Genomic DNA, 22171 nt, shown 5'->3' on the forward strand with positions numbered 1-22171 from the left:
GATCAACGCCTCACTGGGCACACCCTCCAACCCTATTACGGTTTCGGGCGGAACGGTTAATCTGCAGCAGAACAGCTCCATTCTCGCCAACCTCTGGGGCGAAGGGGGCGCGATCAATGTTGATCCAGACTCCGTTAATACGATTTATATCAACGATAGATATTCCAATAATGACGGGAATAAGCAGAATACCGTTATCAATGGTGTTTCTGGAAACACGCATTTTGGTATTCTCGGCACGTCATCAAAACCTGTTTCTGCCTCTTATGCGCAGAACAGTGATGGTTCCTATTGCCTCACAGTCAAACTGACAGATGGGCGTAGCATCTCATATCCCGAAGTGAACATGACTCCGGGATATACCCCTCCTGCCGAAGTCACCATCGTACAGGACGGTACAACCGGATGGCTGCTTACAGATACAACGCCCGCCGCCTGCTTCCTGCCCGGTGTAAAAATCCGAACGACTGCTGGCGATGTCGCCGTAGAAAATATTCATACAGGCGATAAAGTTCTGGTGCACATTGACGGACTGGACTGTGAGCGTTCCGTTGTGTGGGTCGGAAAAAGCCGAAAAACTGTTGTTAACGGCCTTTCTGATGATGAGGCTGGTTATCCGGTTAGAATTCTGAAAAATGCTCTTGCTGATGGCGTTCCCTATCAGGATATGCTGATAACCGCCGAGCATTGTCTTTTTCTGGAAGGGTGTTTTGTCCCTGTCCGTATGCTGGTGAACGGTAAAAGTATTTTTTATGATCACAGCATAACAAGCTATGATTACTACCATATTGAAACAGAAAAACATTCTGTTCTCATCGCGGATGGTGCGCTGACTGAAAGCTATCTGGATACCGGAAATCGCTCTTCTTTTGTGTCAGATGGTAATATTGTTGTGCTGCACTCTCAGGCCAAATCATGGGACAAAGATGCAGCAGCACCTCTTGAAGTGAAGACCGAATTTGTAGAACGCCTCTTTAAGGCGCTGACGCAACGGGCGTCTGAAGTTGAAAGCAGCCGTAACTCTACATTGCCGCTCCAGATTACCCATGACCACGCCCTCTACCTTGTGACCAACTCTGGTTGCATGATCCATCCCGTCCGACAGACCGGAAACCAAACATTATCGTTCATGATCCCTCCCGGCACGACCAAAGTGCATCTCACGTCCCGTTCCAGCCGCCCGAGTGATGTTATCGGTCCTTTTGTAAATGACCGTCGCACTCTCGGAGTCCTGGTAGGGCGTGTCATGATGCTGACAGCAAATGGGATGGAAGAAATTATGACCCATCTTGAGGATGCACATTTAATCGGCTGGCACACAATGGAACAGGGCACTGCACGCTGGACGAACGGAAATGCCATCCTTCCGCTTGGAAATAAGTCTACACAAGGTGTCAGCATGCTGACATTACAGATTATGGCTGCAGGCCCCTATGAACTCTCCAGTCAGGTCATGATTAACGAAAGAAAAACCGCATAATAAAAAATACAGGCTCCATTAGAACAATGGAGCCTGCCCTCAAAAAAATTACGACATAAAACTAATATTTTTAACAAACGATATAAGCTTATTTTGGCTATTAATACCCAACCTGACAAATACCTCCTTCACCATTTGGCGGGCGGTTCCTTCAGAAATATTCATTTTTACAGCTGCTTCTTTTATTGAAATTCCATTAGCAAGCATGCATGATATTTTTGCCTGAGACGGTGATAGAAAAAACTCCTTTAAAATATTTTCTGTATTATCGCTAACAAATTCAGGAGAGAAAATAACAACTTTATTTATTGTGGAATCTGAATTTTTTATACTTTGTGATATTTCTGGAAAATAAATAATCCTAACACTTAATAAATTTCCGTCCTTCCCAGAAAATTTGAAAAAGTTTTTTCCAGGATTTTCTTCCACTTGTTTTAAAAACAACTTAAATTTGTAGTGACTTTGATTGTCCGGCATAACTATGACATCATTTTTTATAAAAAGACCGTATTTCTGCATATCTATCATTTTTTTATTAGCATGAACGATTTTATTGCTCTCATTCAAAAACACAATCCCACAAACCATATCTTCCAATAAGCTTTCAAATATCTTCTTAGTATTATTCATACTATTAAATTTAAACGCTATACTGAGATAATTTTTGATATACGGTGTGATTTCTCTTAATTTTTTATTGATCTGTTTTGGATTTACGTCCAGATCATCCCATGGACTCTGGACAGATAAAATAAATCTATCTCCCTGCTCTATTTTAAATAAAATCTGATGCACTCTTTTCACACCAAATTCTTTTAGAAACTCTTGATAAAAGGGATGATGATTTATATCGTCATCACTTAGAAAACTATCATCGAAACAAAATAGATCTTTATTAATATTCCTATTGACATAATCCAGCATAGGCGATTTTTCGCGCCAATGAGAATAATATAGTAAATCTGCTTTTTTATCATCGTTGGAGCCATATCTCCATTCGATCATATTACTCTCCAACGGTATTAATGAAGCCCCACCGCCATTATTACCATTACAATATTTTGATATTTCTTTAACAACATTCTTCCAATGATTTTTATTGTCTATAGTTTTGTGTATGTCGTCTATTATTACCTTTATGTTGTCCACAACCCCTCCAAACCAATACTATAATTTATAGCGTGGGATTAACGCTCGGAGAGTGTGTATCGTTTGAATTAAATAAACAACAATTACCATCTGGTAGTGGTCGCGTTTTTTTTAACCATTCATATCTGAGGAGGTTTTTTACAAACGAGACTGGATAAATCCCATGACAGACGTCACCATAATTGAAAAAACATCTACAACATCAAGCGTTTACGGGCCTTTAGATGCATTTCATCTATTCCCAATTCCGCAAACAACCACTCTCATAAAAACGTCTAATGGACTCACTTACAATCTTATCGACACTAATTATGATGGGTATCACAACTACAATGTGAAAATAACAGATGCCAATAATAATACTATTTTAAACCAGAACAATATCAATAGTGGCATCAACCTTTTAAATATCGTGAAGCTTGTCGCGTCTGGGGATGTTATCACAGGCTCAGATGACTCTGCTGCCTTAGCTAACCTTGCAAGTATTGGGACATATGTCAGCATCCCTGGTTCAACAGGCAGCTTTGTAGTGGGTGCGGGTGTTCTTACTGCTAATAATTACTATATTGGCGGAGACACTCACATCTCAGGTCTGGCCAACGTCGCAACGGGGTCAACCATCAATGTTATTGGTGGCACCGCAACAATGAGCGGAGTCAACGGTGCCTCTTTACTTGGTGCATTGAACGGTTCCATTGTAAATATTGAATATGGCGGCACATTTAATACCGGCAGTGCTTTTGCCAGCTTGCTTGAGGGCGGAACCATTAATTTTGGCTCCGGTGGCGGCACTCTTATCCTGAATGGTGGTGGCACTCTTATCAGTTTGCTAGCATCTGGCACGTTGTCTGCCACAACTCTTAATAACTATGATCCATCAAAGGACACCATCGAACTCCAAAACACAACTGAGACTGTTACCCATTATAAAATAGAAAATGGTGGCGCATTTGGCCTCGATTCCTCCCAAAAAGTCATCATTTTATACGGAAAAGACGGCAAAGAAGTCGCCGAATATGCCGTAAAACCAGCCACTGGTGTCACTCTGAATAATGGTGATTATACTGTAGGGGTTGGTGAAAACCCTCTTAAAGTCTCTTACTCCGATGGCAATACCTACATCGGCGTATGCTTCCTTGCAGACTCTATGATCGAAACACCCAACGGTGAAATCCCTGTCCAGAACATACAGGTTGGCACTGAAGTTATTACTTATGATGCAGGCAGCCCGCAGACTCGCAAAGTCATCTGGGCTGGCAAGAAACGCGCCGTTACCAACCCTCTGTTAGCTGATGATCTTGCAGGCTTTCCTGTCCGCATCCTTCAGGGTGCTATCTCCGAAGGTGTCCCTTACAAAGATATGCTGATCACCCCGGAACATTGCCTCATTTTCAACGGACAATTTATTCCTGCCCGGATGCTCGTCAACGGTCGCTCTGTTTTCTACGATAAATCTATTTCTTCTTATGATTACTATCATATTGAAACAGAAAAGCATTCTGTTATCAAAGCTGACGGAATGCTGACAGAAAGCTACCTGGATACCGGAAATCGTTCCTCTTTCCGACAAGGTGGGAATGTTGTGAGCATTGGTGCCAGCCAGGCCCTGTCCTGGGATGAAGATGCTGCCGCCTCCCTGACAGTGGAACGGGCTGTTGTTGAGCCTATTTATCGCGCTCTGGCTGAACGCTCTCATAGTGTTGCTCCAGACACTATTATTTCTGCTCCGGCACTTACGGAAGATCCAAACATCTTCCTCTCAACGGATAAAGGACAGAGCATTCGTAAAATTCGTTCCTCCGATAACCACGTTGTCTTCATGCTCCCTGCCGGTGTGGAAAGTGTGGAGATTGTGTCGCGGGCCAGTCGCCCCAGCGATACCATTGGTCCATTCGTGGATGATCGCCGCATGCTCGGCGTATTGATCGGAAAGATCACGCTACTTGAGGGCAATAAAGTTCGTGAACTCACGTCTCACCTGAACACTCCGGAACTAACCGGGTGGCATGAACAGGAGGCTTCTTCCTGCCGGTGGACAAACGGTAAAGCGTTGCTCGCCCTAGGCAACCGCAAACCAAACAGCTTCGCAATTTTGTCTGTAGAAGTCCTTGCTGCAGGACCTTACGTCAAAGCAGACACAGCTCATCAGGAACTCCAGACAGCCTGATAAGCGTATGAAGAGCCCGCCTGAAAAGACTTTAAAAGAGTGTTTCAGCGGGCTCTTTTTTTCTGAGTATGAAAGGCTCTTCGGAAGAGCTGCCATGCTCCCCCATATCTTCCTCGCAGACAGCGCTTGCGGCATGGTCCCCTCACATACGGAGGACCATCCCCTGCTGCACCATCTGGACACGCTGCTTCAGCATTACGGCTATGGCATTGTCACCCTGATTGTCATGATGGAGAGCATGGGCGTGCCTGTGCCGGCCGAGGCCTGCATCATCACGGCCTCGCTGTATTGTCTAAAAACCCATCATCTTGCCATTGGCTGGGTGGCCGTGGCGGCCGTGGCTGGCGCGATTATTGGCGATAACATTGGCTACATCATTGGCCGCAAGGTCGGGCTGCCGCTGCTGGAAAAATATGGCCCACGCTTCGGCCTGACCTCCCAGCGGCTGATTCTGGGGCAATATCTGTTCCACCATCACGGCAGCGCCATTGTGTTCTGTGGCCGGTTTATTTCTGTGGTGCGTGTGTTTGTGGCCGTGCTGGCCGGGGCCTGCCGCATGCACTGGCCGCGCTTCATGCTGTTTAACGCACTGGGAGGCACCTGCTGGGCGGGCGGTTATGCGCTGGGCACTTACGCTCTGGGGCGCAAGATTTCAGAAGTCTCCGGCCCGGTTGGCCTTGTCATCGGCATTGCCGCCATCGGCGGTATGGTCGCCATGGGGCGTTTCCTGAAGAAAAATGAGGCCCGGCTGACCCAGCTTGCCTTGCAGGAATCCCAAAACGGCACGCTCTCCGCATCCTGAGCGCGCTACCGTCACCATCAAATCGCCTGAAAGGCCCGGCAGGGTGTCCAGAATGGACATTCCGCCATCCCGGCTGTATCCGTCTGAGCCTGATCAACAACAAGGCATGGAGCGGGTCATGAACGCATCCCGGAGCTCTTCCGAGGGCAGCATCACTCTACATCGTAACGACCTGCCCGACGGGCTGACCTTTACCGGGTCCGTTGCCGTGGATACGGAAACCATGGGCCTCAACCCCCATCGGGACCGGCTGTGCCTTGTGCAGCTTTCCGCAGGGGACGGCACGGCGCATCTGGTGCAGATCATCCCGGAATCCCTCGGCGGTAAAGGCTATAACTGCCCGAACCTCAAACGCCTGATGGCCGATCCTGCCGTGACCAAGATCATGCATTTTGCCCGGTTTGACGTCGCCATTCTCCAGCACGCGCTGGGCATTACCGTCAGCCCCGTGGTCTGCACCAAAATTGCCGCCCGTCTGGTCCGCACCTTTACAGACCGCCACGGTCTGGCTGCTCTGTGCCGGGACATGCTGGGCGTTGAGCTGAGCAAGCAGCAGCAGACGTCTGACTGGGGCGCTGCGGACCTCAAGCCCGAACAGCTGGCTTATGCCGCGTCCGACGTGCTGTATCTGCATGCGTTGTGGCAGAAGATGGATGCGCTGCTGCACCGTGAGGGCCGTCGTGAGCTGGCTCAGGCCTGCTACGACTTCCTGCCCGCGCGTGCCCGGCTTGACCTTCTGGGTTATGAAGACCCGGATATCTTTTCTCACCGCGCCTGATCCCGCCCGGACCGGAGCCCGCACCGCATGACAGAACACGCCACCTTAGACGCGCCTGACCGCCTCGCGACCGAGGCCGCAACCGTTATCCAGACCGAACGCGCCGGGCTGGATGCGCTGGACCGCGCGTTGCAGGACCCCTCCGGGCTGGGTGGCGCGTTTGCGCGGGCGGTGGAGATTTTGCTGCATGTGTCCGGCCGGGTGGTTGTTACCGGTATTGGCAAATCCGGCCATGTGGCCCGGAAAATTCAGGCCACTCTCTGCTCCACCGGTACCCCCGCCCTGTTTGTCCACCCAGCTGAGGCCTCACACGGGGACTTAGGCATGGTGCAGCCGGGCGATGTGGTGCTGGCTTTCTCCAATTCTGGTGAGACCACGGAACTGGGCGACATTGCCGCCCACACCCGCAAGGCTGGCCTGCCGCTGCTGGCCGTCACCAGCCGGGCGAATTCCACGCTGGCCTCTGCGGCAGATGTAGCGCTCACCCTCCCCGCCATGCCGGAAGCCTGCCCGATGGGACTGGCCCCGACCACCAGCACCCTGATGCAACTGGCGTTTGGAGATGCCCTGGCCGTGGTCCTGCTACGCCAGCGCGGCTTTACCGCCAGTGATTTTGGCAATTATCACCCCGGTGGCCGTCTGGGCAGCCGCTTGCGCACCGTGCAGGAGCTGATGCGCACCGGCACAGATCTCCCTCTGGGGCGTGAAGACACCCCCATGCGGGATGTCATTATGGAAATGACGCGCCAGGCTCTAGGCTGCATTGGCATTCTGGACCATAATGGCCGACTGGCGGGGCTGATCACGGATGGTGACCTGCGCCGCGCGCTGGACCATGATCTGACAACCACGCTGGCAAAGGATGTCATGAACCGTCACCCTCTCACCATAGGGCCTGACATTTTTGCTGCTGATGCGCTGCGCATGATGAACGAACGCGACCGCCCCATTACCTCCCTGTTCATTCTGGATGCGGACCGCCGCCCGATGGGCGTTGTGCATGTGCATGACTTGCTGCGGGCAGGTGTGGGATGACGGAACCCTCTGGCCGCCCCCCGCAACGCGATGATTTTGCCCGCTCGGAAGAAACCGTCCGCCAGCAGCGCGAACGCATGGCCCCTTCCGTCGCGCGCCGTCTGCCGCCCAATGCGGGAGAACTGGCGCGCAGGCGGATGCTGTTGCGCTGGGCCAAATGGGTTCTGCCCGCCACGGCCCTGCTACTGCTCAGCTCCATTGCTGTCTGGCCAGAAGTGGACCGGCTGATTAACGCCAACAAGGCGGCGCTGAAAGATATCTCCAAGGTCAAAGTGGAAAGCGGCAATCTGATTGGCGCGACCTATCGCGGGCTGGATGAGCATAACCGCCCCTTTATGATCACGGCGGACAGTGCGCATCAGGCCAACCCGGAACGGATGGATCTGGATAACCCGGTGGCTGATATCCTCAGCCAGGGCGGCAGCTGGCTTCTGGTCCGATCGGAAAAAGGGGTCTACATGCAGCATGCACAGATTCTTGACCTGACCGGAGAAGTCACCCTGTACCGTGATGATGGCCTTATGATGCACAGCCCTGTGGCGGATGTGGATGTCCGCACGGGCATTATTGCGTCCGATAGCTGGGTGCGGGCGGAAGGGCCGTTTGGCGTGCTTGATGCAAAAGGATATCTGGTGTCTCAGCATGAAGGCATTGCCCAGTTCCGCGGGCCGGGCCGACTGATTTTGAACGACGACCGCGGCAGCCATCCGGCTGATGGGAAGGCCTCCTGATATGCCTCTGACCTCCTCCTCCCGCCTGCGCGGCCTGCGCCGCCCGGTGCTGGCTCCTGCTTTCGGCCTTGCCGCACTCCCGCTGCTGGTGGCCCTGTTCTGTGGCACCGCCCACGCGCAGTCCATCGACCTCTCGCATGGCGGGCAGATTACCGTCACCGCAGCCGGTGGGTTTGACTGGGACCAGAACCAGAAAAAAGTCACAGCGTATGATCAGGCCAAAGCCGTGCGTGGTGACGTGACGGTGACGGCAGACAAGCTGATTGCCTATTACCGCAAGAAGGCCGCTCCCGACGGCGCGCCCGCTCCCCCACCGGGTGACGCTCCGGCAAGTGCTGTTACCGGCACAACGGCCAGCGCCAAACCGGGGTCAGACGCCGCTGCCCCAACCGGCCAGCCTCCCGCACCGGCCAGCACGCCCGCCCCGGCAGATGCCAAGCCAGCGGACGGCAAAGCCGAGGGTGGTGACCCGGATTCCTCCGGTGCGAACGAAATTTATCGACTGGAAGCCGTCGGCCACGTTCATATCTACACCCAGACCGATCAGGGCTGGGGTGATAAGGCCGTGTATGACATGGATCAGGCCGTGCTGGTGATGACCGGCAAGGCACTAAAGCTGACCACCCCGCAGGATATCCTGACGGCGCGGGATTCCATGGAATATTACTCGCTGCAGCGGATTTCCATCGGGCGTGGCAATGCGACCGTCACGACCAATGACAACCGACAGATCCGTGCGGATGTGCTGGTAGGCTACAGCGCCCCGCCGGATCAGTCCGCCCAGCCGGCAGACCAGAAGAAAGATGCGAGCCAGAACTCTGACCCGCTGGCCAATGGCTCCGGCAAGCTGGAAAAGGTCAACGCGTTCGGCCATGTGTGGGTCCGCACCCAGACGGAAACCGTCACCGGGGACCGGGGTGTGTATGTGCCCGATACCGGCATTGCCCGCATTGTGGGGAATGTGCACATCACCCGCGGGCCTAACCAGATCCAGGGCGCTGCGGCCATTATCAACATGCATACAGGTCTGGCAACCATGACAGAACGCCCGGGCAGCCGCGTGAGCGGTCTGGTTGTGCCCAATAGTGGCGATTCATCGGACAGGAAATAACGGATGACGCAGGAGATCAGCTGGACTTCGGAAGAAACGGTAGAAGATCAGGTCATCGGACCGGGTCCTGAACCCACCAGCCCGAACGCCCCGCACGCGCCCGGCCATGGCCTGTTTGCCAACGGTATTGGCAAATCCTACAAAAAGCGCGAGGTGGTGAAGAACGTCTCCATCGAGGTGCATCGGGGTGAGGCCGTTGGTCTGCTCGGGCCGAACGGGGCCGGGAAAACCACCAGCTTTTATATGATTGTGGGCCTTGTGCAGCCTGATACCGGCTCCATCACGCTGGATGGTGCGGACATCACGCAGTTACCCATGTATCGCCGCGCGCGGCTGGGCATTGGCTATCTGCCGCAGGAAGCCAGTATTTTCCGTGGCCTGAATGTTGAACAGAACATTATGGCCGCGCTGGAAGTGGTAGAGCGTGACCCGGACCGGCGGGAAGTGATGCTGGATGGCCTGCTGAGCGAATTCGGCATCTCCCACCTGCGCCGCTCCCCCTCCCTCGCCCTTTCAGGCGGTGAGCGGCGGCGTCTGGAAATTGCCCGCGCACTGGCCAGCCAGCCGCATTACATCCTGCTGGATGAACCGCTGGCCGGGATTGACCCCATTGCAGTGGGCGAAATCCGAGACCTCGTCTCGCACCTCAAAGACCGTGGCATTGGCGTGCTGATTACCGACCATAACGTGCGTGAGACGCTGGAAGTGATTGACCGCGCCTACATCATGCACAGCGGGCAGGTGCTGATGCAGGGCGTGCCGGAAGAGATTGTGGCGCATGAAGACGTGCGCCGTGTGTATCTGGGCGAGAGCTTCTCGCTCTAACGCCGCCCTTTTATCACCAGCTGTGGCGGGGCCATCTCCGGCACAGGGGGGGCGGGCTCCAGCTCAATAGGCGGCACAGGCAGGCGGGCAGCAGCGGCCTTTGGCTTCTGCTTTACCACCTCTACCGGAATAACCACTTTTTCCATCGGCGGCTTATAATGCGTCATGTACCACATGATGCTGCCGTAAGCGGCCAGCAGCACCAGCAGGATCACGGCTTTGGCCCGCCACTTGTGGCGCATTTTGGGCATATTGACGGGCGGGCTGGATCTTAAAAGCATGGCATCCTGTCTGGCTTGCAACTCTGTCTTGTGTTGTATGCGCCAGCTTTCCGGCACAGCAACCCCGAAAGAGAGGGTTTTTTTTCAGAGCCTGCCCTTCACGGACCCGCCATAACGCCCAAAGACCCCTGCTGGTTCCTATATTAAAACTGTCACAAAGCCGTAGACAGAGGGCCGCCAACCATGCCCAAATACAGGCAGGCATGAGGGAGTCATTCCCCGTGTCTGACGAGTTAAGCCGCCTGCGCCTGAGAGAGGGCTGCATCTGTTACGGCTCCGCGCTCAGGCAAAGACGGTCCTGCTTTTAACCAGCGAGGAACGACGTCCGATGCATATTCATGTTTCCGGTAAACAGATTGCTCTGTCCGATGCGCTCAAGCACCGGGTCAATGCTCACCTGGGCGGCCTTGCAGAACGATACTTTGACAAGGCGCTGGAAGCCAATGTGACTTTCAGTAAAGCCCGTTCCTTCTTCACCTGTGATATCAACGTGCATGCAGGCCGTGGCCTGACCCTGCGCGGTGAGGGCGAGGCCGCAGATGCGAACGCCGCGTTTGATGACGCCGCCGAGCATATTGCCAAACGCCTGCGCCGCTACCATCGCCGCGTCACCTCCCACGCCCGCGCTACCAAGACGGCGGAGGCCCCGCCTGAAACCGGGCGCTCCTATGTGCTTAAATCCACCCCACCCGCTGCAAAGGGCAAAGCGCAGCAGGACAACGGCGTGGACCATGAGGCCACGGCGGAAGCCGAAACCTACGCCGCCATTATTGCGGAACACACCACCGACATTCCCAGCCTGAGCGTAAGTGAAGCCGTCATGCGGCTGGATCTCGCCGCATCAAGCATTCTGCTGTTCCGTAACCGCAAAAACCAGCAGATCAATCTGGTTTTCAGGCGGGATGACGGGAATATCGGCTGGGTGGATACGGGGCCGTCCTGAAAGACGCCCTCACCTCTTTTTTCCAAAAAAATGCCCTGCCACACGACGGAATTTTTTTCCGGATGTGGCAGGGTTTTTTATAAGCCGATCTTGCCCGAAGGGTTACTGAAGGCTGGCTGGCACCATGTCGTGCTGGAGAATAACCCCCCACGCGGTTTCCAGATCATCCACCACCGCCAGCGGTGAGCCATCGGCGGCGTGAATGGCGCAACCTTCCTCGCCATCTTCTGTCAGAGCCGGACGCACATAGGCGACATTGGCAACCCCCAGAGACCGAAACTGTTTTTCGGAAAGCTGATGGACATCCAACGGTTTATCCGACTCATCGGGCATAAGAACAACACGTCCGTTCCGGGTCGTGACTCTCATGGTGTCTCCTTTCCGTATCTACAACGCCAACGCAGGCTGGCGGGGAAAGATCCCCACCCGTCCTATGCCGGGCTTTTCAGTCCTCCACCACCGTATGCAACATACGGGAGGTGCGCGGCTTCAGCCCGCTGGCTGCGGCCGCTGCACTTTTAGGGGTGCCGGGCTGCATGATCTCAATCCGCTTGACGCGCACTTCCGGCTGCGGGCGGAACAGATCAATATGCAGCAGGCCGTTATCCAGCCAGGCGCCACCAATTTCTATACCCTCGGCCAGCACAAACGCCTTCTGGAACTGGCGGGAGGCAATGCCGCGGTGCAGATAGACATGCTCTTCGCCGTCTTCCACCTGTCGGCCACGGATCACCAGCTGATTGTCTTCCTGCGTAATCTGGAGGTCATCCATCCGGAAGCCTGCAACCGCCAGCGTAATCCGCAGCCCGTTGGGGGCAATCTGTTCAATATTATAGGGTGGGTACCCATCCCCATTCCCCTTGCTGGCCCGTTCGAGCATCTGCTCGAGATGGTCAAAACCAAGGAACATGGGTGAACCGAATACTCTGCCAGACATAAAGCCTCCCCTTTCTGAGCGAGACAGAAACCGGACCCTTCATGGCATCCGGCTTTCCTCACGATATGGGAGACACGCGGCCAAACGCAAGACTGCACGGAAGCCCACGCATGCCTGAAACAGCCACTCCGGCAGGTTTGCACCCCATAACAGAGGCCGAGTGCGGCATATTTCCCACGGTTTTTATAGCGTCAGCGCCATCTCCCTCTGGCGCAGGCGCGCGCGGGAGGTTAAATCGGGCATATGACAGACGCAGCCATGACAGATGCAGCTTTTTCCGCTGCAGCGGCAGGTGCCGCTCCTATGCCCATTCTCATTGCCCCGCATGCCGTGCTGCGGCGCAAGACGCGTGAGGTAAAACCGGAAGATATGGCGGACATCCGCCGGGTTCTGCCCAGCATGTTTTCCGCCATGTATGCCGCCCCCGGCATCGGGCTGGCCGCCCCGCAGGTCGGCCTCGGCCTGCGCTTTGCGCTGGTTGACCTGGGTGAGGAAGACGCGCGCGAGCCGATCGTGATGATCAACCCGGAAGTGATTGCCGAGACGGAAACACTGGCCGCGCGGGAGGAAGGCTGCCTTTCCCTGCCCAACCAGTATGCCGAAGTCACCCGCCCGGAAAAGGTGCGCGTGCAGTGGCGCACAGTGGCCGGCGACGTGATGGAGCGTGAAGTGGACGGCTTGCTGGCCACCTGCATGCAGCATGAAATTGACCATCTGGAAGGCATCCTGTTTGTGGATCACCTCTCCGTGCTGCGCCGCAATATGATCCTGCGGCGGCTGGCCAAGGAACAGAAGCGGAAATAAGCCGGAGGGCTGGCACATGCGTCTTATCTTTATGGGCACACCGGATTTTGCGGTGCCTGCCCTGCACGCCCTCCATGCCGCAGGGCACGAGATTGTCGCTGTGTATTCCCAGCCCCCGCGCCCTGCTGGCCGGGGCAAGGCGCTGCGGGCCTCCCCCGTACAGCAGACGGCGGAAGCCCTCGGCCTGCCGGTGCGCCACCCGGAAAAGCTGCGTAAAAATGAGGAAGAATGGGCGGCCTTTGCTGCCCTTGAGGCCGATGCTGCTATTGTAGCCGCCTATGGCCTCATTCTGCCGCAGGTCATGCTGGACGCGCCGCGCCTTGGCTGCCTGAACATCCATGCCAGCCTGCTGCCGCGCTGGCGCGGGGCCTCCCCCATCCAGAGTTCCATTCTGGCAGGCGATACGGAAAGCGGCGTGACTATCATGCAGATGGAAGCGGGGCTTGATACCGGCCCCATGCTGCTGCGTGAGGCCGTGCCCATTACAAATGAGACCACCGCCACCAGCCTGCATGACGCGCTAAGCGCCATTGGCGGGGAACTGGCCGTGCGCGTGCTGGCCGAACAGCCTGCCCCCACACCTCAGCCGGAAGAAGGCGTGACCTACGCCCCGATGCTGACGCGTGAAGATGGCCGTCTCGACTGGTCTCAGCCTGCTGCGGCACTGGACCTGCGTATTCGTGCCCTCACCCCATGGCCCGGCACCTTTACCGTGCAGGCTGACGGCACGGTGCTGAAAATTGGCGCAGCCACCCCGCTGCCCGACCGCAAACACACCGCCACACCCGGCACCGCGCTTGATGATGCCCTGACCATTGCGTGTGGAGACGGCGCCCTCCGCCTGACCCGCCTGCAAAAGCCCGGTCGTGGCATGATGGACGCCGATGCCTTCCTGCGCGGCCAGCCCATGCCCGCAGGCACGCGCCTGTATCACACGCCGCCAGCCGCACCCGACGCCGAATGACCGAGCTGCCGTCGTTCCTCTCAGAACCCTCGCCCGTTTTTCCGTCTGATCCGCATAAGGATGCCCAGACCGAGCAGGCGTTCCAGCGCTGGGCCGTTAAAATCGAATATGACGGCACCGGTCTGGTCGGCTGGCAGAAGCAGAGTGTCGGCACCTCCGTGCAGGGCCTTCTGGAAGCTGCCGCCACCCGCATGGCCAATGGGCGGCGTGTCTCCAGCATTACCGCTGGGCGGACGGATGCCGGAGTGCATGCGCTGGGGCAGGTCGCGCATCTGGACTTCCCCGCTGACATGAACCTTGCCCCGCATATCGTGCGCGACGGGCTGAGCTACCATCTGAAACCCCACCCCGTCGCGGTGCTTCAGGCAGCTCTGGTAACGGAGAAATGGAGCGCGCGGTTTTCCGCCACATGGCGCTCCTACCTCTACCGCATTATCAACCGCCCCTCGCCCGCGGCCCTTGGTGCCACCCATATGTGGCATGTGCGCGCCCGGTTGAATCTGGACCGCATGCGCCAAGGTGCGGACAGGCTTGTCGGCACGCATGATTTTACGTCTTTCCGGGCCGCCGCCTGTCAGGCCAGAAACCCGGTCCGCACGCTGGACAGCCTGACGGTGGAGCGTGTGGGGGAGGAAGTGCATATCCGCACCCGCGCCCGCTCCTTCCTGCATCATCAGGTGCGGAACATGGTGGGCACGCTGATTCTTGTTGGCCGTGAACGCTGGGCCCCGGAGCGCATTACCGCAGCGCTGGAAGCCCGCTCCCGCACAGCCGGTGGCCCGACCGCCCCGGCAGAAGGCCTGTATCTGACCGGCGTAGGCTATAACCCGGACCCGTTTGCGGACCCACCAACCTCATACTGACAGGTTACTGGCACTGGCACTGGCACTGGCACTGGCACTGGCACTGGCACTGGCACTGGCACTGGCACTGGCACTGGCACTGGCACTGGCACTGGCACTGTGCAGAACAACACTTCCGGCAGTCGTCAAACCAGTCCTGTGCGCCTGATCTGGCGTGACCGCTGTTTCAGAATTTCCGTATATTCCGCCTGAATTTCCCGAACCAACCGAGCCGCAGGCAGAGCGCGTGTCAGCGGTGCCCCCTGCCCGGCCCAGTGTGCGCCAAAGCCTGCCTCCCCGTGGGAACGGGCTGCTTTCGCCAGAGCCTTCCCCGCATCATACGCAATCGGATAATCAGGGCACGGTGGCGCATCGGCCCGCTCAGCAAGTGCTGTGAACCGATTGGATAGCCCCCGCGCTGGCCGACCGGAAATCAGGCTGACCATGCGGGTATGAAAAGCGGCCTGTCCCATCAGGGCTTTTCTATAGGCCTCATCCAAACCCGTTTCCGGGCAAAGCAGAAACGCCGTGCCCATCTGCGCCGCAACAGCCCCCAGATCCAGCGCTGCCGCCAGCCCGGCCCCATCCATAATACCGCCAGCGGCAATCACCGGCCCATGACACTGGCGGCTGAGCAGACGGACCAGCGGGAACGTGCCCAGCGCATCATCCGGCGCGTGGGGGTCAAACATGCCCCGATGCCCTCCGGCCTCAATGCCCTGCGCAATCACCGCATCCATTCCGGCAGCTTCCGCCGCCTGTGCTTCGGCGGGGCTGGTGACAGTCGCCAGAAGCACCGCGCCGGTCTGTTTGATGGCCCTTACACACGCAACGGATGGCAGACCGAAATGGAAACTGATAACGGGCGGTTTGACTTCCAGAAGAAGCGCCTGCATCTCCGGATCATCCAGAAAACTTGTGTAGGGTGAAGAGAGTTTTTCTGGCGGTGTCTCGCCATACTCCGCAAAAAGAGGGTTCAGCCACTCCAGCCAGCGCGCCTCACGCTCCGCATCTGCTTTGGGCGTGGGATGCACGAACAGATTGACGTTAAACGGCCGCTCAGTCTTAGCCCGCACTTCCGCAATCAGCGCACGCGCCTGCTCAGGCTTTGTCGCCCCCAGCCCCAGCGCCCCCAACCCGCCCACGTTGGAGACCTCCGCCGCAAGCGATGGCGTGGACACACCAGCCATGGGGGCCTGAAAAACCGGAACCGTTAACCCAAGCTGTTCAAGAAAGTGCATGTCTCTTCAGTCCGCCGAACGCTGCGCAATAAAATCCGTCAGAGCCTCAACGGCTTGGCTGCGGTACCGTTCCTTGTGCCGCAAGCCGAAGAACACGCGCGGACCAAAGCTCACCGGGGCCGCGTGCAGTGTTCCCGCTGCCAGAGCAGGGGCCACTACCAGTGAGGACAGGCCCGCAATCCCGGCTCCGGCTTCCACGGCCGTGCACACACTCTCGTTGGAGGGCAGAACCAGTGCCTCACGCAGGGTTTCCGGCTTCACGCCAATCTGCCGCAGGCATTCATCCAGCGTGGACCGCGTGCCGGACCCTTGCTCCCTCATAATCCAACAGGCTTTTTGCAAAGCCTTTGGCGTGCAGCTGCGTGCATCAAACGGTGTGGACTGCACCAGCACCAGCTGATCCTGCGCTATAGGCCACTGAGCCAGAACCGGGTTGTCCACTTTGCCTTCCACAATCCCAAGATCAGACTGCCCGGCCTGCACATGCGCGGCCACCTGCTGGGTATTGCCAATCTCCAGCACGATTTCGATATGCGGGAAACGCTCGCGAAAGGCCGCCAGCAACGCCGGCAACCAGTAGGCCGCAATGGTCTGGCTGGCCACCACGCGCAGAGTGCCGCGCTTCAAACCGCTCAGATCATCCAGCATGGCTTCCGCCGCCTGCACACGGTCCAGAATGATGCGGGCTTCAGCCAGAAACAGCGTTCCGGCTTCCGTCAGCACAATACCCCGCCCCACGCGATGAAACAGCCGAACCCCATGCCGGGCCTCCAACGCTGCAATGGCCGCCGAAACAGCCGACTGCGTGACATGCAGAGCGCGGGCAGCCTCCGTCATATGCTCACGCTCGGCCACACACAAAAAAATACGAAGCTGTTCCAGTGTCATGCCAATCCGCCCCCAATTCATCATTTTTACTGATTGAAATGAGAAAAACAATGCGTTGGATTGATTGATCTTCTGCGCCTAAATCAAACGGCAGAAGGAAATCGAGATGACGAAACCCGCCAATTTTCCCCTGCTGCACACCGCGCGCACTCTGCTGCCGGGCATTGGTTTATGCGTGGCAATTACCGCTGCCGCCTATGCCCTTCAATCGGTCGAAGTGCTGTTATTTGGCAAGGCCTGGCTGGAAGCGCTTGTGCTGGCCATTCTGCTGGGTACCTGCGTGCGGAGCCTGTGGTCACCGAACGCAGGCTGGCAGGCGGGCATCTGTTTTAGCGCCCGCACGCTGCTTGAAATTTCCGTGGTCCTGCTGGGCGTGTCCATAAGTGCTACCAGCGTTGTCTCTCTTGGGCCGGTGTTGCTGGTGGGCATTGCTGCGGTTGTCGCCGCTGCCATTCTGGTCAGCTTTGGCATTGGCACGCTGCTGGGCCTGCCGCCCCGCATGGCCCTGCTGGTGGCTTGCGGGAACGCCATTTGCGGGAATTCCGCCATTGCTGCCGTCGCTCCGGTGATACGGGCAGACGCAAAGGATGTGACCGCCTCCATCGCCTTTACCGCGGTGCTGGGTGTGGTGGTCGTGCTGGGCCTTCCGGTTCTGGGCCTTGCGGTCGGGATGACAGGCCTATCCTTTGGGATTTTTGCGGGCATGATGGTCTATGCCGTGCCGCAGGTTCTGGCTGCCACCATGCCGCTTGGCACGCTGGCGGTGCAAATGGGCACCGTGGTCAAGCTGATGCGAGTGCTCATGCTGGGGCCGGTCTGTTTTGCCCTCTCCCTCCTCGCCCCAAAACTCCCCCCGGAACAGCCTGATGGGAGTGCCATCACTGCCGGACCTGCTACTACCCAACGGGCCGGTTTTGCGCAGTTCGTGCCTTGGTTCATTCTGGGCTTTCTGGCCCTCATGCTCTGCCGCACCTTCGGTCTGGTGCCTGCCGGATGGATTGCGCCAGTCAATCAGGTCGCCACGGTGCTGACCGTCATCTCCATGGCGGCCCTCGGCCTTGGCGTGGATGCGAGAACTGTGACCACAGCCGGAGGCCGCGTGACGACTGCCGTCATTCTCTCACTGGCCGGACTTCTTGTGCTGAGCCTGCTGCTGCTGGATGTGGTGCATCTGCGATAAAATTGGGAGAGAAGGCCGCTCTTCGCGCGGAGCCAGTGAGCCAGTGAGCCAGTGAGCCAGTGAGCCAGCCTATGATCCGGCACCCGGTCCCCAAATAAAAAAGCCTGTACGGCCTGAGAGAAAACATCTCAAACCAGCACAGGCTTTTTCAAAACAGAGCAGCACCACTCCGGCGCACAAACCGTCCTGTTTAGTGAGACGGTTTGACCGCAATCATCGGCTGGAGCAGATCCTGCATCACGATGTAATGCGGTGGCAGCAGCGCGGCGAGGCCATAGAGAACCAGTGTGACAGCCAGCACAGAGACATACAGCAGCAGCGCACGGCTCCGGGTCAGCCCAAGCCCAACGCGAGCCACATACCATTGCAGCCACATCTCATAAATGGAGACAGTGACCATCAGTGAGGCCATGAAGCCCGGCTGATGCAGTAGCGGCGGGAACAATAGGCCTGCCAGAACTGTGGCCGCCAGAGAGATGAGCACCACCACCCAGCCGCACCATGTGGCCGCCGTGATGTAGCGCAGCCAGAGCGCATCCCGCCCCCATTTGTGGGCGTAAAACTGAGAGACAACAGCCGGTAGCAGCACAACGCACAGAGACAGCAGAAGCTTGGTAAAGCCCAGCGCCTTATCCGGCTGCATGGCGGCCTGAAACAGGCCGACCAGCATCAACGCCAGTTGCGGCGCCAGAGCTGCACCAAAGGAATCCGGCGTACCCTGAAAACACGCAATGCCTTCACGCCGCCCACTGGCCAGCAGCAGCATGCCCTGCAAAATTCTGCGACCGTTACCCTGCTTGCCAGAACCCGAACTTGAAATCACGCCATGACCCCTTCCAGAAAGGTCTTGTAAATCACCGTCAATGTTTCCAGATCGGCCAGTGTGGTGTGTTCATCCACCTTATGGATGCTGGCCCCGACAAGCCCAAATTCGGCCACCGGACAATAATTTGCAATAAAGCGGGCGTCAGACGTGCCGCCCCCGGTATCCAGCTTGGGCGTGCGCCCCGTGACAGTCTGCACAGCCTGCACCAGATGGTCCGTCGCCGGCCCCGGTGCCGTGAGGAACGATTCCCCGCTAATCCGCACACTCACCCGCGCCGTGGGCGCATGCTGGCGGCAAATGGTTTCCAGCCAGCCTTTCAGGCCAGCCCCCGTATGCAGGTCATTAAACCGGATATTCAGCCGGGCTTCCGCCGTGGCCGGAATGAGATTGGTCGCCGTGTTGCCCACATCCATGCTGGTAATTTGCAGGCTGGACGGTTCAAACCACTCGGAGCCATTGTCCAGCGGCGTCTCCCGCAGGGCCGTCAGCACGCTCAGCAGTTTATGCACCGGGTTATCGGCGCGATGCGGATAGGCCACATGGCCCTGCACGCCCTCCACCACAATATGCGCGTTCAGGCTGCCCCGGCGGCCGATCTTGATCATATCACCCATGGCGGCGGGATTGGTCGGCTCACCCACCACGCAATAATCCGGGATCTGGTCTTTCTCCGCCATCCATTCCAGCACCTTGCAGGTGCCGTAGGTGGCGGGGCCTTCTTCATCGCCGGTAATCAGCAGACTGATGGAACCGGGCACACCGCCCTGCTCCACGCATCGCGCCACGGCGGAAACAAACGCGGCAATGCCGCCCTTCATGTCACACGCGCCCCGGCCGAACAGAATGCCGTCAGAAACTTCCGCTGCATACGGCGGATGCGCCCACGCACTCTCCGCACCCGGCGGCACAACATCGGTATGCCCTGCAAAACAGATGTGCGGCCCAGCCGTGCCCAGCCGCGCGAACAGGTTGGGCGTGCGTTCTGCCCCCTCCCCATAGGGAAGAGACACCACGGTAAAGCCCAGCGCCTCCAGCATGGCAGCTAGAGTGTGCTGAGCCGGACCGGGATCGGGCGAGACAGAGGCATGACGGATCAGCGCCTGCGTCACCGCCACCGGGTCTGTCAGCTCGGGCAAAAGCCCGGTCTGGGGTCCGGTTGGAAGGGTCTGGTCCGGCGCTGAATATGTCATTGTGTGTCTGCCCGAGGTTCCCTCTGCTTAGTCGCGCAGCAGGTCGTTAATGGAGGTCTTGGAGCGTGTGCGTTCGTCCACCCGCTTCACAATCACGGCGCAGGCCAGATTGGGGTTCGGGCGGCCATCGGGGCCAACCGGCTTGGAGGACGGCAGCGTGCCCGGCACCACGACGGAATAGGCCGGAACGCGCCCCATGAAGATTTCGCCCGTGGCACGGTCCACAATCTTGGTGGAGGCACCGAGGAACACGCCCATGGACAGCACGGAACCGCGCTCCACAATCACGCCTTCCGCCACTTCGGAGCGCGCACCAATGAAGCAGTTATCTTCAATAATGACCGGAGCGGCCTGCAGCGGTTCCAGAACACCGCCAATGCCAGCCCCACCGCTGATGTGGCAGTTGCTGCCAATCTGCGCACAGCTGCCAACGGTCGCCCAGGTATCCACCATGGTGCCGCTGCCCACATGGGCACCTACGTTCACAAAGCTCGGCATCAGCACCGCACCCGGCGCGATGTAGGCGGAGTAACGCACCATGGCACCCGGCACCACGCGGAAACCAGCTTTTTCAAAACGCGCCTGATCCCAGCCCTGAAACTTGACGGGCACCTTGTCAAACGCCGGGCCGCCAGCGGCAGCACCGGGGACGATCACGCTGTCATTCAGACGGAAAGAAAGCAGAACAGCCTTTTTCAGCCATTCATGCACCACCCAGCCGTTTTCGCTGGGGGCTGCAACGCGCAGATGCCCGGAATCCAGCGCCTCAAGAGCGGTTTCAATCGCTTTGCGATCGTCACCCGTCGTGGCGGAGGAAATCCGGTCACGAGCTTCCCACAGAGTTTCAATTTGAGCGCGGAGAGTTTCTTCAGTCATGAGACACCGTCAGACAGGATGGAGAACAGGGCCGGGGCAGCGCCACCGACCGGCAAAAAGAGGTAGGAACCATGCGGACAGGGCACGCTCCTGTCAACGCGCCGGTGCCGGACACCTGCCATCAGCACGGTTCAGAGTCGGGCTCTGATCCACCGTGCGGACGGCAGGCTTCAAAACGGCAGGATTAGTCCGCGCGGATCAGCGTGCCGGAACCAGAGGCCGTAAACAGTTCCAGCAAACAGGCATGAGGCGTGCGGCCATTGATGATGACGGCAGCCCGCGCCCCGGCCTGCACGGCCTGAATACAGGTTTCCACCTTGGGGATCATGCCGCCGGTAATCACGCCATCAGCAATGGCCTGACGGGCCTGTTCCGCCGTCAGTTCAGGGATCAGGTTGCCGTCTTTATCCAGCACACCGGGCACGTCCGTCAGCATCAGCAGGCGCGTGGCATGCACGGCCCCGGCCACAGCACCGGCTGCGGTATCGGCGTTGATGTTGTAGGTCGCGCCGTCTTCACCCAGACCAACCGGCGCAATCACCGGAATCAGGCCGGAGCCGGACAGAGCGTAAATCACCCGCGGATCCACCTTCACCGGCTCACCCACAAAGCCCAGATCCAGCACGCGCTCAATCTGGCTGTCCGGGTCACGCACGGTGCGGGCCAGCTTGCGGGCGGTAATCAGCTTACCGTCCTTGCCGGAAATACCCACTGCCAGCGCACCGGCCTGACTGATCAGTTCCGCAACTTCCTTATTCACGGAACCAGCCAGCACCATTTCGATCACATCAACCATGTTGGCATCCGTGACGCGCAGGCCATCCACAAAGGTGGAGCTGATATCCAGACGCTTCAGCATCTGGTTGATCTGCGGGCCGCCGCCATGCACGACAACCGGATTGATCCCGACCAGCTTGAGCAGGGCAATATCCCGCCCGAATGTCAGGGCCAGTTCCGGGTCCCCCATGGCGTGTCCACCATATTTGACCACAATGGTGTCACCCGCATACCGCCGCAGATACGGGAGGGCACTGGCCAGCACTGCGGCTTCATGGTGCAGATCAGGCAATGAGGAAGAAGGGTCGGTCATGGGCTGAAAATCCTGCTCGATAATCCTGCCG

At 57.7% G+C, this 22171-nt stretch carries 24 protein-coding genes; 14 read left to right on the top strand and 10 right to left on the bottom strand.

All coding sequences use genetic code 11. The annotated features are described in order from the left end of the window. Nucleotides 1-1480, top strand: a 1480-nt coding sequence (locus AD930_RS00660; protein ID WP_167375122.1) for a Hint domain-containing protein, incomplete at its 5' end; no start/stop codon positions are given. A gap of 48 nt (nt 1481-1528) precedes the next feature. Here the strand turns inward: AD930_RS00660 and AD930_RS00665 are convergent. Continuing rightward, on the bottom strand, nt 1529-2629 hold the full coding sequence (locus AD930_RS00665; protein WP_156476787.1) for a helix-turn-helix transcriptional regulator: 1101 nt from the start codon (nt 2627-2629) through the stop codon (nt 1529-1531). Nucleotides 2630-2792: 163 nt separating this feature from the next. Between AD930_RS00665 and AD930_RS00670 the strand changes: the two genes are divergently transcribed. From AD930_RS00670 to lptB, 7 genes are all read left to right on the top strand, one after another. Next, nucleotides 2793-4796, top strand: coding sequence for a Hint domain-containing protein (locus AD930_RS00670; RefSeq protein WP_082781590.1), 2004 nt, complete (start codon nt 2793-2795; stop codon nt 4794-4796). A gap of 94 nt (nt 4797-4890) precedes the next feature. After that, nucleotides 4891-5598, top strand: coding sequence for a DedA family protein (locus AD930_RS00675; RefSeq protein ID WP_244150442.1), 708 nt, complete (start codon nt 4891-4893; stop codon nt 5596-5598). Nucleotides 5599-5704: 106 nt separating this feature from the next. Then, entirely contained in the window at nt 5705-6376 is a 672-nt protein-coding gene (locus AD930_RS00680) for a ribonuclease D (protein WP_231866847.1), read from the top strand. A 27-nt stretch (nt 6377-6403) separates the two neighbouring features. Next, entirely contained in the window at nt 6404-7411 is a 1008-nt protein-coding gene (locus tag AD930_RS00685; RefSeq protein WP_061491682.1) for a KpsF/GutQ family sugar-phosphate isomerase, read from the top strand. Further along, the gene (gene lptC / locus AD930_RS00690) at nt 7408-8142 is read left to right on the top strand and encodes an LPS export ABC transporter periplasmic protein LptC (RefSeq protein ID WP_043551957.1); all 735 of its coding nucleotides are present in this window, start codon (nt 7408-7410) and stop codon (nt 8140-8142) included. Before AD930_RS00685 ends, lptC begins: the two co-directional genes overlap by 4 nt. Nucleotide 8143: 1 nt before the next feature. Next, entirely contained in the window at nt 8144-9253 is a 1110-nt protein-coding gene (locus AD930_RS00695) for an LptA/OstA family protein (RefSeq protein WP_082781591.1), read from the top strand. Between the two features lie 3 nt (nt 9254-9256). Next, a complete protein-coding gene (gene lptB / locus AD930_RS00700) occupies nt 9257-10078 on the top strand; it encodes an LPS export ABC transporter ATP-binding protein (protein ID WP_043551955.1) in 822 nt (273 codons plus the stop codon). Here the strand turns inward: lptB and AD930_RS00705 are convergent. Continuing rightward, nucleotides 10075-10359 (bottom strand): hypothetical protein, encoded by a 285-nt coding sequence (locus tag AD930_RS00705; protein WP_156102578.1) that lies wholly within the window; start codon nt 10357-10359, stop codon nt 10075-10077. The two genes, lptB and AD930_RS00705, sit on opposite strands and share 4 nt — an antisense overlap. Nucleotides 10360-10687: 328 nt before the next feature. On the opposite strand from AD930_RS00705, the gene hpf reads away from it, so the two are divergent. Next, entirely contained in the window at nt 10688-11302 is a 615-nt protein-coding gene (gene hpf / locus AD930_RS00710; protein ID WP_043551951.1) for a ribosome hibernation-promoting factor, HPF/YfiA family, read from the top strand. 102 nt (nt 11303-11404) lie between these two features. Here the strand turns inward: hpf and AD930_RS00715 are convergent, their stop codons facing one another. Together AD930_RS00715 and AD930_RS00720 are read right to left on the bottom strand one after the other, a co-directional pair. After that, nucleotides 11405-11635 carry a DUF1150 family protein gene (locus AD930_RS00715; RefSeq protein WP_373320519.1) on the bottom strand — a complete coding sequence of 77 codons (231 nt, stop codon included), beginning with the start codon at nt 11633-11635 and terminating at the stop codon, nt 11405-11407. 112 nt (nt 11636-11747) lie between these two features. After that, nucleotides 11748-12239 (bottom strand): Hsp20 family protein, encoded by a 492-nt coding sequence (locus tag AD930_RS00720; RefSeq protein ID WP_043551948.1) that lies wholly within the window; start codon nt 12237-12239, stop codon nt 11748-11750. A 243-nt stretch (nt 12240-12482) separates the two neighbouring features. Between AD930_RS00720 and def the strand changes: the two genes are divergently transcribed. From def to AD930_RS17585, 4 genes are read left to right on the top strand one after another with little or no spacing between them, the layout of a single operon-like run. Further along, nucleotides 12483-13043 (top strand): peptide deformylase, encoded by a 561-nt coding sequence (gene def, locus AD930_RS00725; RefSeq protein ID WP_197459199.1) that lies wholly within the window; start codon nt 12483-12485, stop codon nt 13041-13043. Between the two features lie 16 nt (nt 13044-13059). Then, nucleotides 13060-14007, top strand: coding sequence for a methionyl-tRNA formyltransferase (gene fmt, locus AD930_RS00730; protein WP_061504758.1), 948 nt, complete (start codon nt 13060-13062; stop codon nt 14005-14007). Further along, nucleotides 14004-14870, top strand: coding sequence for a tRNA pseudouridine(38-40) synthase TruA (truA, locus tag AD930_RS00735; RefSeq protein WP_082781592.1), 867 nt, complete (start codon nt 14004-14006; stop codon nt 14868-14870). Before fmt ends, truA begins: the two co-directional genes overlap by 4 nt. Beyond that, nucleotides 14845-15018: a hypothetical protein gene (locus AD930_RS17585; protein WP_156476788.1), complete on the top strand. Its 174-nt coding sequence runs from the start codon at nt 14845-14847 to the stop codon at nt 15016-15018. Before truA ends, AD930_RS17585 begins: the two co-directional genes overlap by 26 nt. Here the strand turns inward: AD930_RS17585 and AD930_RS00740 are convergent. After that, nucleotides 14996-16090: an NAD(P)H-dependent flavin oxidoreductase gene (locus AD930_RS00740; RefSeq protein ID WP_061504759.1), complete on the bottom strand. Its 1095-nt coding sequence runs from the start codon at nt 16088-16090 to the stop codon at nt 14996-14998. The genes AD930_RS17585 and AD930_RS00740 overlap by 23 nt on opposite strands. A 6-nt stretch (nt 16091-16096) precedes the next feature. Further along, a complete protein-coding gene (locus tag AD930_RS00745) occupies nt 16097-16978 on the bottom strand; it encodes a LysR family transcriptional regulator (RefSeq protein ID WP_082781594.1) in 882 nt (293 codons plus the stop codon). A 106-nt stretch (nt 16979-17084) separates the two neighbouring features. On the opposite strand from AD930_RS00745, the gene AD930_RS00750 reads away from it, so the two are divergent. Next, the gene (locus tag AD930_RS00750) at nt 17085-18158 is read left to right on the top strand and encodes a YeiH family protein (RefSeq protein ID WP_061504761.1); all 1074 of its coding nucleotides are present in this window, start codon (nt 17085-17087) and stop codon (nt 18156-18158) included. Nucleotides 18159-18348: 190 nt separating this feature from the next. On the opposite strand, the gene AD930_RS00755 is transcribed toward AD930_RS00750, so the two are convergent. From AD930_RS00755 to argB, 4 genes are all read right to left on the bottom strand, one after another. Continuing rightward, nucleotides 18349-18981 carry a hypothetical protein gene (locus tag AD930_RS00755; protein ID WP_043551940.1) on the bottom strand — a complete coding sequence of 211 codons (633 nt, stop codon included), beginning with the start codon at nt 18979-18981 and terminating at the stop codon, nt 18349-18351. Further along, nucleotides 18978-20174 (bottom strand): succinyl-diaminopimelate desuccinylase, encoded by a 1197-nt coding sequence (gene dapE, locus AD930_RS00760; protein ID WP_082781593.1) that lies wholly within the window; start codon nt 20172-20174, stop codon nt 18978-18980. Before dapE ends, AD930_RS00755 begins: the two co-directional genes overlap by 4 nt. Nucleotides 20175-20201: 27 nt before the next feature. Then, entirely contained in the window at nt 20202-21050 is an 849-nt protein-coding gene (gene dapD / locus AD930_RS00765; RefSeq protein ID WP_061492254.1) for a 2,3,4,5-tetrahydropyridine-2,6-dicarboxylate N-succinyltransferase, read from the bottom strand. Between the two features lie 184 nt (nt 21051-21234). Next, nucleotides 21235-22140, bottom strand: a complete 906-nt coding sequence (argB, locus tag AD930_RS00770; protein ID WP_043551936.1) for an acetylglutamate kinase — start codon at nt 22138-22140, stop codon at nt 21235-21237. Nucleotides 22141-22171: the final 31 nt, after the last annotated feature.

The sequence above is a fragment of the Acetobacter malorum genome (genome assembly GCF_001580615.1).
GTDB classification, from domain to species: Bacteria; Pseudomonadota; Alphaproteobacteria; order Acetobacterales; family Acetobacteraceae; genus Acetobacter; species Acetobacter malorum.